Annotated in this window: 10 protein-coding genes; 5 read left to right on the top strand and 5 right to left on the bottom strand. The window is 61.7% G+C overall.

The features are described 5' to 3' along the window. Positions 1–26: 26 nt before the first annotated feature. Complete coding sequence (locus ACTIEY_RS06640) at positions 27–494, top strand: hypothetical protein (RefSeq protein ID WP_439518332.1); 468 nt, start codon at positions 27–29, stop codon at positions 492–494. Here the strand turns inward: ACTIEY_RS06640 and ACTIEY_RS06635 are convergent. Both ACTIEY_RS06635 and ACTIEY_RS06630 read right to left on the bottom strand, forming a co-directional pair. Next, positions 491–1,498: an endonuclease/exonuclease/phosphatase family protein gene (locus ACTIEY_RS06635; protein ID WP_439518331.1), complete on the bottom strand. Its 1,008-nt coding sequence runs from the start codon at positions 1,496–1,498 to the stop codon at positions 491–493. The genes ACTIEY_RS06640 and ACTIEY_RS06635 overlap by 4 nt on opposite strands. A 10-nt stretch (positions 1,499–1,508) precedes the next feature. Next, a complete protein-coding gene (locus ACTIEY_RS06630) occupies positions 1,509–2,141 on the bottom strand; it encodes a CDP-alcohol phosphatidyltransferase family protein (protein ID WP_439518330.1) in 633 nt (210 codons plus the stop codon). Positions 2,142–2,250: 109 nt separating this feature from the next. Here ACTIEY_RS06630 and ACTIEY_RS06625 point away from each other — a divergent pair, with 109 nt between their 5' ends. Continuing rightward, positions 2,251–5,304, top strand: coding sequence for a response regulator (locus tag ACTIEY_RS06625; RefSeq protein ID WP_439518329.1), 3,054 nt, complete (start codon positions 2,251–2,253; stop codon positions 5,302–5,304). 67 nt (positions 5,305–5,371) lie between these two features. Here ACTIEY_RS06625 and ACTIEY_RS06620 read toward each other — a convergent pair whose 3' ends face one another. The 3 genes from ACTIEY_RS06620 to ACTIEY_RS06610 all read right to left on the bottom strand — a co-directional run bounded on the left by ACTIEY_RS06620 (position 5,372) and on the right by ACTIEY_RS06610 (position 6,608). Beyond that, positions 5,372–5,788 carry a CBS domain-containing protein gene (locus ACTIEY_RS06620; protein ID WP_439518328.1) on the bottom strand — a complete coding sequence of 139 codons (417 nt, stop codon included), beginning with the start codon at positions 5,786–5,788 and terminating at the stop codon, positions 5,372–5,374. A 45-nt stretch (positions 5,789–5,833) separates the two neighbouring features. Beyond that, a complete protein-coding gene (locus tag ACTIEY_RS06615; RefSeq protein WP_439518327.1) occupies positions 5,834–6,067 on the bottom strand; it encodes a hypothetical protein in 234 nt (77 codons plus the stop codon). 94 nt (positions 6,068–6,161) lie between these two features. Then, on the bottom strand, positions 6,162–6,608 hold the full coding sequence (locus tag ACTIEY_RS06610) for an NYN domain-containing protein (protein WP_439518326.1): 447 nt from the start codon (positions 6,606–6,608) through the stop codon (positions 6,162–6,164). Positions 6,609–7,139: 531 nt separating this feature from the next. On the opposite strand from ACTIEY_RS06610, the gene ACTIEY_RS06605 reads away from it, so the two are divergent. Genes ACTIEY_RS06605 through hsdR form a run of 3 tightly spaced genes read left to right on the top strand, consistent with a single transcriptional unit; the run spans position 7,140 to position 12,841 of the window. Further along, positions 7,140–8,594, top strand: a complete 1,455-nt coding sequence (locus ACTIEY_RS06605; protein ID WP_439518325.1) for an N-6 DNA methylase — start codon at positions 7,140–7,142, stop codon at positions 8,592–8,594. Further along, positions 8,594–10,441, top strand: a complete 1,848-nt coding sequence (locus ACTIEY_RS06600; RefSeq protein ID WP_439518324.1) for a restriction endonuclease subunit S — start codon at positions 8,594–8,596, stop codon at positions 10,439–10,441. The genes ACTIEY_RS06605 and ACTIEY_RS06600 overlap by 1 nt, the downstream gene beginning before the upstream one ends. Before the next feature lie 54 nt (positions 10,442–10,495). Next, a complete protein-coding gene (gene hsdR / locus ACTIEY_RS06595; RefSeq protein WP_439518323.1) occupies positions 10,496–12,841 on the top strand; it encodes an EcoAI/FtnUII family type I restriction enzme subunit R in 2,346 nt (781 codons plus the stop codon). Positions 12,842–12,845 lie beyond the last annotated feature (4 nt).

Genomic DNA, 12,845 nt, shown 5'->3' with positions numbered 1-12,845 from the left:
CACCCACCCACCAGGAAGGTACGACCATGGCAAAGAGCAGCATTCAGGGCGTGAGCCCGGCACCCGCCGAACCCGCCGGCCGCGACACAGCGTCCCTCGGCCCCGGCGACAACTCCGACAGCGGCAGCGACATGATGGGCATCGAGGACAGCGAAGGCGGCGACCCCGGCCTGGCGACCGATGTGGCGGCGCGGGACGAACTGGGCGGCGCCAGCCTGCTGCCGCCCGACGCCCTGACCTCCGCTAGCGATGCCACCGGCACGGGCGAAAGCCGCAGCGCGGGCGGCGACAGCGGCAAGCAGGACGGCTGGGACATCGGCGTGGACCGCGTGTTCACGCCCGGTGTGGCGGATGCAGACGCAGATGCCGAAGAAGACCCTGACCTGGCGTTCGTGGACGAAGCCGAGGCCGGCGACCCGCTGGAGGATGAAACCGACGAGACGGAAGAAACCGACGAGCCTGATGACGGCGAAGACCGTAAGCCATCCACCTAGGCGTCTTCGCCCAGCGCCTCCTGGTCGCTCTGCGGTCGGGGGTGCAGCACCAGTTCTGTCAGCAGCGGGAAATGGTCCGATCCGATGGAGGGCAGGCGCCTGATGATGCGCAGCGTGAAGTGGTTGCTGTGGAAGATGTGGTCCAGCGGCCAGCGCAGGAACCAGTGCCCCGCGTGGAACGTGTTGTACATCCCGCGTCCCACGCGCGGGTCCAGCAAATGGCTCTGCTTGCGAAACTGGCGCGTGGTGCGCGACCACGCCACGTCGTTGAGGTCCCCGGTGACCAGCACCGGTTCGGTCAAGTCAGCCACGCGCCGTGCCACTGTCATCAGTTCGGCGTCACGCGGTCTGGAGCTGTCCTTTTCGGTTGGTGCCGGCGGCTCGGGGTGTACGAAGTGCGCCTGCACGACCTGGCCGTTGGGCATGCGGATGCGGGTCCGCATCGACGGAACGTCGTCCTCCAACAGAAATTCCACGTGGCTGTCTTCCAGCGGCAACCGGGCATACACGTGCATGCCGTAACGGTTGTCCAACGGGCACTGGATGGTGTAGGGGTAGTCGGCCTTCAGGGTGTCCAGTTGCTCTTGCCACCGGGCGTCCGATTCCAGCGTCACCAGCACATGCGGGCGGTGCTCCAACACCAGGTCCAGCAGAGCCTGGGTGTTGTGATTGGACATGAGCACGTTGGAAACCAGCACCAGAAGCGGTTCTCCCCCGTCTGCCGCCGCAGCGGATTTCACCTCTTTCGGAAACCAGCGGGTGTAAGGAATGATCCACCACGCGTGGTACGCGAGACATCCCGCCGCGGCCAAGGGCACCAGCCACGCCTGCCACCCCTCGCCGAACGCCACGAGCAGATCCACCACCAGCAACGCAGCCGTCATCGCGCACAGCTGCAGACGCGGAAAGTCCAGCGAGCGCACCCACCAGACCTTGCTGTGCGAGAGCGGGATCAGGGTCAACAGCAGGATGACGCCCGTTGCACAGGCGGTGTAGGGGTTCATCCTGCCTCCTTCAGAACTTGGGGATGCGCAGGGTCTTGCTGATCATGGCCGTACCCGACAGCGCGAACAGCAGGCTCATGGGATGCAGCTGCCAGGGCCCGAGCTGCCACACCCCGCCCCACAGTTGCGCACCCAGCGCACCCTGCCAGGCGGCCCATGACAGCACCGCCGTCAGGACCACGCTGGTGGGGATCGGCGTGCCTTCAAAGTAGGCCACCTTCCCCGCGTCGGTGGTCAGTTGTTCGGCGGTGACGTTGAAGCGCGCCAACCGGCTGACGCCGCAGCAGACGAAGTAGCAGAGGATGGCGATGTCCCACCCACCCTGGAGCCCTGCGGCAAAGCCCAGCGCTGCCGGGCCGACCCCGAAGGAGATGACGTCGGCCAGTGAATCGAGCTCGCGGCCCAGCGGCGAATGCTGGTGGCGCCAGCGCGCCACCTTGCCGTCGAAGACATCGAAGACGAAGGCCAGCGGCGTCATGGCGGCCGACAGCAGAAAGTGCGCGAGCGAGCCGCTGGCCATGTACATCATGGCCAGGAACACCGACAACACGCCGCAGGCGGCATTGCCCAGTGTGATGAAGTCGGCCAGATGAAAGCCGCGGATCATCGAGAAGCGGCGTGGTGGGGGATTAGAGGGCGTCATGTCAGGGTCTCCGTCGTTAGCTTTGATTAAACAGGACGACGCTCCGAGCCAGACCGGGCGTCCCATGCAGAATGCAGGGTTCGGCCTCCACCCCCAGCGGCAAACCACCATGAAAGACACGCAAAGCGCTCAAGACTTGCTCGCCAGCATATTCGTTGGCAACAGCGACATGGCGAAGCTCATGCGAAGCCACGACTGGGGCTCCACAACGCTGGGAGACCCGGCCGGCTGGCCGCTCACGCTGCGGAGTGCGGTGAACATTCTGCTCACCTCCAAGTTCGAGATGTGGGTGGGATGGGGTCCCGACATTGCCTTTCTCTACAACGACGCCTATCGGCCCACCCTGGGCAAAAAGCATCCCAATGCATTGGGCGTGCCCACGCAGAAGTTGTATGCGGAGATATGGGAAGACGTAGCGCCCAGGTTGCGCCTGGTGTACGAGCAAGGTGAGTCGACGTGGGACCGGGCGCTGCTCCTGATTCTTCATCGCCATGGCTATCCGGAAGAGACCTACCACACGTTCTCGTACAGCCCGCTCAGCGGCGACGATGGCAAGGTGGAGGGCATCTTCTGCGCCGTGAGCGAAGAGACGGATCGGGTGATCAGCGAGCGGCGGCTGGAATCGCTGGGTTCGCTGGCGTCGTCCATCGCCGGGGCGGAACAGCTCGACACCCTTTTCCAGGCCGTGTCGCGTGCGGCGGCCAAGGCAGACCGGGACATTCTGTTCAGCGCGCTCTACCAACTCGATGAAACGGGTGCGCCGACGCCGCTGTACGAAGAACTGGGCGGCGCCGTTCTGGAACCCAGGTCCGTCTGGCGGCTGGACGCCTTGGGCGGGGACGTCAACCAGTTCACCGTGAAGGCCCCGGAGGGTCTGCCCAGCGGCGCCTGGGGGATGCCGGCCACCGAAGCGGTCGTCATCGCGCTTTCACAACCCGGGCATGACCGCCCCACCGCCGCGCTGGTGGTGGGACTGAACCCGTTCCGACCCTTCGACGACGACTACGCCAGCTACCTGAAGCTCTTCGCGGGTCAGATCATGGCGCGCTGGCAGTTGGTCAGGGAGGTGGTTGCGCGAACCGAAGAGCGGGACCGCCTGCGTGCCATGTTCAAGCAGGCGCCGAGCTTCATGGCCCTGCTCTCGGGACCCAACCACGTCTTCGAACTCGCCAACGACGCCTACCTGAATCTGGTGGGTGCCCGGCCCTTGATTGGCCTGCCGGTGCGCGAGGCACTGCCGGAGGTGGACGGCCAGGGCTACTTCGAACTTCTTGACAAGGTCTATGCCACCGGCGAGGCCTTCGTCGGCGAAGCGATGGAGGTCCGCATCCAGCGCACACCCGACTCGGCGCCGGTGGAGCGATTCGTCCATCTCATGTACCAGCCTGTTTGGGTGGCCGGCCGCGTCGAAGGGATCTTTGTCGACGGCTACGACGTGACGCACCAGAAAGACGCCGAACACGCGCTGCGGCAACTGAACGCCACGCTGGAGAGCCATGTGCAGGCCCGAACCTCGGAGCTGGAGCAGGCACTGCAGCGCCTCAAGCATGAAAGCGAGGAACTCCACCGCGCAGAGAGGGCCTTGCAGCGGGCGCAGAAGATGGAAGCGCTGGGTGCGCTGACGGGTGGCGTGGCCCACGACTTCAACAACTCATTGCAGGTCATCAGCGCCAACCTGCAGATCCTCTCCATCCACACCAAGGGCAATCCGGTCGCGACCTCACGTGTGGAATCCGCGCTCCGGGGTGTGGAGCGAGGGGCCAAGCTGGCATCGCAACTGCTGTCGTTTGGACGCCGGCAGCCGCTGGAGCCCAAAGTGGTCAACGTGGGCCGCTTCATCCGCGGGCTGGAAGAAATGCTTCGGCGCACTTTGGGCGAAAGCATCGAGATAGAGACCATTGTTTCCGGCGGCCTGTGGAACACCTCGATCGATCCGAGCCAGGTCGAGAACGCCGTCCTCAATCTGGCCATCAACGCACGCGACGCGATGGAGGGTCGCGGCAAGCTCACCATCGAGGCGGGCAACGCCTATCTGGATGCCGACTACTGCAGGCAGCACGACGATGTGCGCCCTGGGCAGTACGTGATGATCGCCGTGACGGACACCGGAACGGGCATGCCGCCCGATGTGATTGAACGGGCTTTCGAGCCCTTCTTCAGCACCAAGCCCGAAGGCAAGGGCACAGGGCTTGGCCTGTCGATGGTGTATGGCTTCGTCAAGCAGTCGGGTGGGCACGTGGTCATCTACAGCGAGCTGGGAGAAGGAACCACCGTCAAGCTGTACCTCCCGCGATCCCTGCACGTGGAGAACACGACGACGCCTGTGGCTCCGGAAGGACAGGTTGTCGGAGGTACCGAGACGGTGCTCGTGGTGGAAGACGACGAAGATGTGCGCGAAACGGCCGTGGCCATCCTGGCCGATCTGGGCTATCGGGTGCTGCGGGCCCGGAATGCAGACAGCGCGCTCACGGTCATCGAGAGCGGCGTGTCCATCGATGTGCTGTTCACCGACGTGATGATGCCCGGCCGCCTGCGCAGCCCGGAGCTGGCGCGCATCGCCAAGCAACGCCTGCCCGGCATCGCCGTGCTCTTCACCTCCGGCTACACCGAGAACTCCATCGTCCACGGCGGCCGACTGGACGAAGGCGTTGACCTGCTCTCCAAACCGTATTCACGGGAAGCTCTGGCGCGCCGCATTCGGCACCTGCTTCGCAACGCCGCGCAACGCTCGCAGGCAACGGAGAAGCCGGCGATACCCGCTGAAGTGGAATCACCGACACGCTTCAAGGTTCTGATGGTGGAGGACGAGGAAGCCATACGCACCGTGGCCGCCGAGCACTTCCGTGACATGGGGCATGAGGTAGAGGAAGCCGCCACCGCCGCAGACGCGTTGCGCGCCCTCAAAGGAACCGGGCATTTCGACGCCCTGGTGCTGGACCTGGGACTGCCCGACATGGACGGCGCCGAACTTGCACGCCTGGCGCTGCTGGCCAGGCCAGGCCTTGGTGTGGTGTTTGCCAGTGGCGCGCATCCGCCCGAGCAAAGAAGGCTGCCCCCAGGCTCCCGTTGGGTGCTGAAGCCTTACTCCACCGCCCAGCTGGTTTCGGAATGTGCGGCGGCGATACAGGCGGCCACTGCAGCGCCTGGGCGGCTTCAGGGCTGAACTTCGCAAGACTCGCCGAACTGAGCTTGCTTTCCTGTGGTTTGCCGCTTGCTTTGACGAATCCGCCTCAGGAGCGGGAAATGTCAACCAGTGCGTCAGCCGCAGGTTCGATGTCGTCTGCTTCGACGGCAAAGTCACCCAGCGAAACGATGCCCACCAGTCGCTTGTCTCGATCCACCACAGGAAGACGCCGGATCTGGTTCTCGCTCATGATGCTTGCGCCCCTGGCCACGGTGTCGTTCTCATACGCCCAGGCAATGCCTTCCGACATGACATCGCGAACTTGGGTGTCGCAGTCCTTGCCTTCGGCCACGGCGCGAATGACGATGTCGCGATCCGAGATCGCGCCAATCATGCGATCGTTCTCGCCCACCGGCATCATCCCGAAACCTTCATCCAGCATCAGCTTCGCGGCCTCTCTGATGGACGTGTCGGGGCTGATGACCTTTACATTGCGGCTCATCACTTCTTTCAACAGTTGCATGGTTCTCTCCTTGGACGATGGTGAAAAAAATGTGCTGCAAGCCGCTCAAGCGCGGTCCCGCAGCTCCTCGATCCCCATGTGTTCGGCGCAGTGGTTGCAACAGAACATCTGACCGTCTTTTTCCAGCCCGTGGCCGACGATGCGCACGCCGCAACGGGTGCAGGCGGGCGCCAGCGCAAAGATCGCGCATTCAAAACTGTCGAACGTATGGGTTTTTCCCTGCATGACAACTTCGAACGACTTGTCATAGTCGTTGCCGCAGGCTTCGCACTTCGCCATGGTGGTCTCCTGAAAGTGAACGGGAAGAACCCATCCTGCGCGCTTGTGGGCGACAACTCTGTTCGCTATGTCACACAGGACCCATAGCAGCGCTTCATCCCGCCGCTTCGATCGAATCCGTGTAGATGAAGCTGCTGCACGCCGCCACAAACGCACGCGGCGTCTGCCGCGCGCCAAAGCCATACACCCGCACCCCCTCGCGCCGCAGGCAGAACGCCAGCGGCGTGAGGTCGCTGTCGGACGACACCAGGCACACGCCATCGAACTGCCCCGTGTTCACCAGGTCCATCGCGTTCAGGCACAGCGTGATGTCGGCCGCGTTCTTGCCAGGGGTGTAGGAGAAGAGATGCACCGGCTCGATGGCGTGGTGGTGCAGCACGGTCTTGAAGCGCCGCATGCCGGGCCGCGACCAATCGGCAAACGCGCGCTTGACGATAAGCGAGCCATAACAGGCGGCGCGCAACAGGATGGAACGGATCAGCGTGTGGGAAACGTTCTCCGCGTCGATCAACACGGCGAGCTTCTGTTGCTTGGTCGTCATGCGGCCACTCCCCTCTTCTTCTTTCCTGTTCGTGGTTGAACAGCCGCCGCCACGGCAGGCAGAGTGTGCAGAGTGGCGGCGGCCCGAACGGGCTGAGAACCGGGGATCTTCTCGCGAAAAGCCGGCAGGTCTTGCGACCTCCCATCCGAGCCGCCAAAAAGCATGCACGAACGACGAAGGCCGCTGCACCAGTAGCGGTTTACAGCGGCCTTCAGGCCGCGACAAGATCCCGGGTTCTCAGGCCCGACTCACCTTTTTGGTGAGCGGGGGAGACTTTAACTCAATACGACGAAAGCATTCACGGCTTGCGGGTGAAAATTCTCAAAAGTGGCAATGAGTCCGGGCTCTACGGGGGTGGGAAGCGTGAGCCGGTACTACCTTTTGATCGAGGCTAGGGCTTACCTCATTGGCACAAATTGATCGCCGTGTACAGTCCCCCGGTTGGAGGCGACTGAAGCATCAGCGAAGGATGCTGATCGCAATGCACCTCAGGTGAAACGAGGAAGAGCACTATATGGGCGGGCGAGGCTAATGTTCGAGCAAACCTTCAAGAACATCGATGACATCTTGCACAAGGATGCGGGCTGCACCAGCGAACTGGATTACACCGAGCAGTCATCGTGGCTCCTGTTTCTCAAGTACCTCGAAGCGCTGGAGCATGACAAGGCTGGTGAAGCCGCGCTGGAAGGTCGAACCTACAGCTATATCTTGACTGAGCAATTCCGCTGGGGCAATTGGGCTGCCCCACGCGATGCCTCAGGCGCCCTTGACCACAACGCCGCGATGACGGGCGATGACCTCCGCGAGTTCGTCAACGGCAAACTATTCCCCTATCTGGCTGGGTTCAAGCAGCGAGCCAGCGGCCCCAACACCATCGAATACAAGATCGGCGAGGTCTTCGGCGAGATCAAGAACAAGGTGCAGAGCGGGTACAACCTGCGCGACGTGATCGACCTGGTGGACGAACTTCGCTTCCGTTCACAAACCGAAAAGCACGAGCTTTCGCACCTGTACGAAGCCAAGATCAAGAACATGGGTAACGCCGGCCGCAACGGCGGCGAGTACTACACCCCGCGCCCGTTGATCCGCGCCATGATCAAGGTCCTGGACCCGCAGATCGGCGAGCGCATCTACGATGGTGCCTGCGGCTCGGCCGGATTCTTGTGTGAGTCTTTCGACTACCTCAGCGCCAAGGCCAAGACCACGCAAGATCTCGCCACGCTGCAGACACGCACGTTCTACGGCAAGGAGAAGAAGAGCCTCGCCTATGTGATCGCGATCATGAACATGATCCTGCACGGCATCGAGGCGCCCAACATTGTTCACGCCAACACCCTGGGCGAGAACATCAACGACATCCAGGAGCGCGACCGCTTCGATGTGATCCTCGCGAACCCGCCGTTCGGCGGCAAGGAGCGCAAGGAGGTCCAGCAGAACTTCCCGATCAAGACCGGCGAGACCGCCTTCTTGTTCCTGCAGCATTTCATCAGGTCGCTGAAGGCAGGCGGGCGGGCGGCCATCGTCATCAAGAACACATTTCTCTCCAACAGCGACAACGCCAGCACCAGCGTCCGCAAGCTGCTGCTGGAAAGTTGCAATCTGCACACGGTACTTGATATGCCCGGCGGCACTTTTCAGGGCGCCGGCGTCAAGACCGTCGTGCTGTTCTTTGAGAAAGGCGCACCCACGCGCAAGGTCTGGTTCTATCAGTTGAACCCAGGCCGCAATATGGGCAAGACCAACCCGCTGAATGACGACGACTTAGTCAACTTCGTCGAGCGGCAGAAGACCTTTGCCGACTCGGCGCAGAGTTGGTCGGTGGATTTGCCGGGCATAGCCACCGCCACCTGTGACCTGTCGGTGAAGAACCCGAACGGTGGAAATGAGGTCGCGCTACGCACGCCGCAAGACATCATCGACGAGATCACTGCGCTTGATGCCGATAGCGCGGAAGTGCTGGCAAGGATTCGGGAACTGGTGGCGTGATGGCTGAGTGGAAAGTTAAGACGCTTGGTGAGGTTTGCACGATCAGACCGCCGAAATCTGAAGCTAAGGCCAAGCTCGCCGACGATAAAGAGGTTTCCTTCGCTCCGATGGAGGACTTGGGCATTGGTGTGAAGTACATGCAGCCGCGTCAGACTCGCCGCCTCGGCGAGGTGAGTGGCAGCTATACCTACTTTGCCGATGGAGATGTTTTGTTAGCGAAGATCACGCCGTGCTTCGAGAACGGCAAGCTGGGCGTAGCGCGCGGTTTGACGAACGGTGTTGGCTTCGGCTCCAGCGAGTACATCGTATTGCGGCCGACCTCAACACTAGATTCAGAGTTTCTCTATTACTTTCTTGCACGCCCGGCGTTCTTGGAAGATGGCGCACGGACCATGACCGGCGCGGTGGGTCACAAGAGGGTCACCAAGGAGTTCGTCGAGAGCTATCCGATTCCGTTGCCGCCGATGCCCGAGCAGCGCCGCATCGTCGCAATCCTCGATGATGCCTTCGAAGGCATCGCCACGGCCAGGGCCCACGCCGAAAAAAAGCGGCTGAACGCTCGGGAGCTGTTCGAGAGTGTTTTGGCGCAGGTCTTTAGCGCAGACTGGTCTCAGGTTCGGATTGAAGATGCCTGCCAGTCCATCATGGACTGCGTCAATAAGACCGCGCCAACGGCTTCAGAAGCTACCCCATACAAGATGATGCGCACCACCAATGTGCGGAACGGTGTAGTCAGCCTGGCCTCTGTGAACTATGTGTCCGAAGATGTATACAAGGTTTGGACGCGACGTCAGGTGCCTTGTCGAGGTGATGTGATTCTGACCCGGGAAGCCCCAATGGGCGAGGTTGGCATGCTGGAATCCGACGAGCCGGTATTTCTTGGGCAACGTCTGGTCTCGTATCGGGCGGAGCCGACCAAGCTCGACGCTCGATTCCTGCTGTACGCGTTGCAGTCCGAGCCGCTTCAGCGCCAAATTCACGCCAAAGCCTCCGGCTCCACGGTTCAGCACATGCGTGTGCCGGACTCGAAGAACTTGCTACTTCCGCTTCCAGGTCTTCACCAGCAGCTTGAAGCCGTGGCCAAGCTCGACGCAATGCGCGAGGAGACCAGAAGCCTGGGAGCTATTTACGGGCGGAAGATTGCGGCCCTCGACGAACTCAAGAAGACCCTGCTCCACCAAGCCTTCACCGGCCAGCTGACATCCGCCAAGACCAAGCCGATCGCCGCTGTGCTGGCGCTTCAAACGACTTCCCCAGAGTACTCGGCCAACGTTATCGCCCTCGCCTACGAACGGCACAAGCGGCAGCAACGAGAAAGGACATTCGGTCACGTCAAGGAGCAGAAGCTGCTGCATCTGGTGGAAGCCATTGCCAAGGTGGACCTAGGCCGCCAACCCATGAAGGACGCCGCCGGCCCGAACGATTTCCTGCACATGCTCAGGGCAGAAGAATGGGCGAAGCGGAATGACTTCTTCGAGATGGTGCAGCGCGAAGGCGGCTACGACTTCAAGAAGCTCCCTGCCTTCGATCAATTGCTGACCAAGGCTCCGCAGGTATTGGGCGCTGACCTTTCCCGGATCGAGTCAGTCATTGACTTGTTGGTGCCCATGGACACGATGGATGCTGAAGTCTTGGCAACCTTGCATGCGGCATGGAACAACCTGCTGATCGACGGCACTGAAGTCACGGACGCGGCCCTGATTTGGGAGGCAAGAGACGGATGGCACGCCGACAAACTCGCCATTCCAGAAAGCAAGTTCCGGCAGGCAATTGCATTGATTCGATCCAAGGGCCTGGTGCCCGACGGATCCGGCAAATACGTGGGCGGCCAGACGTCCTTGCTATAGCGAGCCCGAGACTGCCTATCATTGCCGTGCTGCTTTTGGGAGGAAGCATCATCCATGAACGAAGCCGAAACACGCGCCGAACATCTTGACCCCGCTTTGAAGGTCGCCGGCTGGGGCGTCGTTGATGGAAGCCGAGTCCTTCGCGAGCACCGCCTCACGAACGGGAGGCTGCTGGGTGCTGGCAAGCGCGGCAAGGCTGACATTGCGGACTACGTGCTCGTCTACCGCAACACCAAGCTGGCGGTGATCGAGGCCAAAGCCTGGGATACGGCCTACACCGAGGGCGTCGGGCAGGCCAAGGCATATGCCGCCAAGCTGGCCGTGCGCTTCACCTACGCGACCAACGGGCAGGCGATCTACGGCATCGACATGACCACAGGGGCCGAGGGCGCAGTGGCGGCCTTCCCCAGCCCAGATGAGCTTTGGGCAAAGACCTTCGCCGTTGCCAATGCATGGCGCGATCGCTTCACCGCCGTACCCTTTGAAGACAAGGGAGGCACATGGCAGGGGCGCTATTACCAGGACATCGCCATCGACCGCGTGCTCGGCGCAATCGCTGACGGGCGCGACCGCATTCTCCTGACACTGGCAACAGGCACTGGCAAGACCTTCATCGCTTTCCAACTGGCGTGGAAGCTCTTTCAGAGCCGCTGGAACCTGAACGACTGGAAGGATGGCAACGCCGACGCGCCGACGCGACGTCCGCGCATCCTGTTCCTGGCCGACCGCAATATCCTGGCCGACCAGGCCTATAACGACTTCTCGGCCTTTGCCGAAGACGCACTGGTGCGCATCGACCCGGACGCCATCAGGAAGAAGGGGCGTGTGCCGAAAAACGGCAGCGTGTTCTTCACGATCTTCCAGACCTTCATAAGCGGTCCCGGCGATTCGCCTTATTTCGGCGACTACCCGAGCGACTTCTTCGACTTCATCGTGATCGACGAATGCCATCGTGGCGGAGCCAAGGACGAGAGTTCCTGGCGCGCAATCCTGGAGTACTTCGCACCTGCAGTGCAACTAGGGTTGACAGCCACGCCCAAGCGCACGATCAATACCGACACCTACGCCTACTTCGGCGAGCCGGTGTACCAGTACTCGTTGAAAGAAGGTATCAAAGATGGCTTCCTGACGCCGTTCAAGGTGCGGCAGATTGCAACCACCTTGGATGAATACGTCTACACGCCCGACGACGAAGTGACGGCCGGCGAGGTCGAGGCCGGCAAGCGCTACGAAGAGAAGGATTTCAACCGCATCATCGAGATCAAGGAGCGTGAGGCCTACCGCGTGCAATTGATGATGCGGATGATTGACCAGCGCGAGAAAACCATTGTCTTTTGTGCCACGCAGTTGCATGCGCTGGCCGTGCGCGACCTGATCAACCAGACTAAGACCAGCACCCAGCCGAACTACTGCGTGCGCGTGACCGCCAATGACGGTGCTCGCGGCGAGCAGGATCTGCGCGACTTCCAGGACAACGAGAAGACCATCCCGACGATCCTCACCACCTCGCAGAAGTTGTCGACCGGCGTGAACGCGCGCAACGTGCGCAACATCGTGCTGATGCGGACGGTCAATTCGATGATCGAGTTCAAGCAGATCATTGGCCGGGGCACGCGCCTCTACGACGGCAAGGATTACTTCACGATTCTGGACTTCGTAAAGGCGCACCACCATTTCAGTGACCCGGAGTGGGACGGCGAGCCGTTGGAGCCTGAGCCACCTAGGCCTCCGCCCACACCAGCCGGTCCGCCTGGACCGCCGTTGCCGCCACCTCCTCCGCCACCACCACGGCCTGAAAGGATCACGGTCAAGCTGGCAGATGGCAAGTTCCGACGACTTCAACACATGACGGCCACGACGTTCTGGAGTGCCGACGGGACGCCGATGTCAGCAACACAGTTCTTGGAAGTCTTGTTTGGCGTGCTTCCAGAGTTCTTCAAGGATGAGGACGAATTGCGCAAGCTTTGGAGCGCGCCGGATACGCGCAAGACGCTCCTGGCTGGTTTGGCAGACAAAGGCTTCGGCCGCGATCAACTGACCGAGATGCAGAAGGTCATCGAGGCCGACAACAGCGACCTGTACGACGTACTTGCGCATGTGTCGTACGGCGCGGATCCGATTTCCCGCGCCGATCGCGCGATCGCGGCCCGACTGGCGGCTGTGGCCGATCAACTTTCCGATAAGCAGCAGGCATTTATCGACTTCGTGCTTGCGCAGTACGTCAGGCAGGGAGTGGAGGAGCTAGACGCCGAAAAGCTATCGCCACTGCTGAAGCTGAAATACAGCGCGATTTCAAACGCATTTGTCGAGTTGGGCAATCCCGATCAAGTGCGTCGTGTGTTTGTGGGATTTCAGCGGCATTTGTATGACAAGCGCGATCGTGATCGCGCGAGTGGCTAACCGC

This window comes from Hydrogenophaga sp. (genome assembly GCF_051858985.1).
Classification (GTDB): domain Bacteria; phylum Pseudomonadota; class Gammaproteobacteria; order Burkholderiales; family Burkholderiaceae_C; genus Hydrogenophaga.
Note: the sequence above shows the minus strand (reverse complement) of the source record. Positions and strands in the feature narration are given on the sequence as shown.

Bases quoted from the DNA above. Each gene is read 5' to 3' on its own strand.
- ACTIEY_RS06640 (WP_439518332.1), top strand. From the start codon at position 27: ATGGCAAAGAGCAGCATTCAGGGCGTGAGCCCGGCACCCGCCGAACCC.
- ACTIEY_RS06635 (WP_439518331.1), bottom strand. From the start codon at position 1,498: ATGAACCCCTACACCGCCTGTGCAACGGGCGTCATCCTGCTGTTGACC.
- ACTIEY_RS06630 (WP_439518330.1), bottom strand. From the start codon at position 2,141: ATGACGCCCTCTAATCCCCCACCACGCCGCTTCTCGATGATCCGCGGC.
- ACTIEY_RS06625 (WP_439518329.1), top strand. From the start codon at position 2,251: ATGAAAGACACGCAAAGCGCTCAAGACTTGCTCGCCAGCATATTCGTT.
- ACTIEY_RS06620 (WP_439518328.1), bottom strand. From the start codon at position 5,788: ATGCAACTGTTGAAAGAAGTGATGAGCCGCAATGTAAAGGTCATCAGC.
- ACTIEY_RS06615 (WP_439518327.1), bottom strand. From the start codon at position 6,067: ATGGCGAAGTGCGAAGCCTGCGGCAACGACTATGACAAGTCGTTCGAA.
- ACTIEY_RS06610 (WP_439518326.1), bottom strand. From the start codon at position 6,608: ATGACGACCAAGCAACAGAAGCTCGCCGTGTTGATCGACGCGGAGAAC.
- ACTIEY_RS06605 (WP_439518325.1), top strand. From the start codon at position 7,140: ATGTTCGAGCAAACCTTCAAGAACATCGATGACATCTTGCACAAGGAT.
- ACTIEY_RS06600 (WP_439518324.1), top strand. From the start codon at position 8,594: ATGGCTGAGTGGAAAGTTAAGACGCTTGGTGAGGTTTGCACGATCAGA.
- hsdR (WP_439518323.1), top strand. From the start codon at position 10,496: ATGAACGAAGCCGAAACACGCGCCGAACATCTTGACCCCGCTTTGAAG.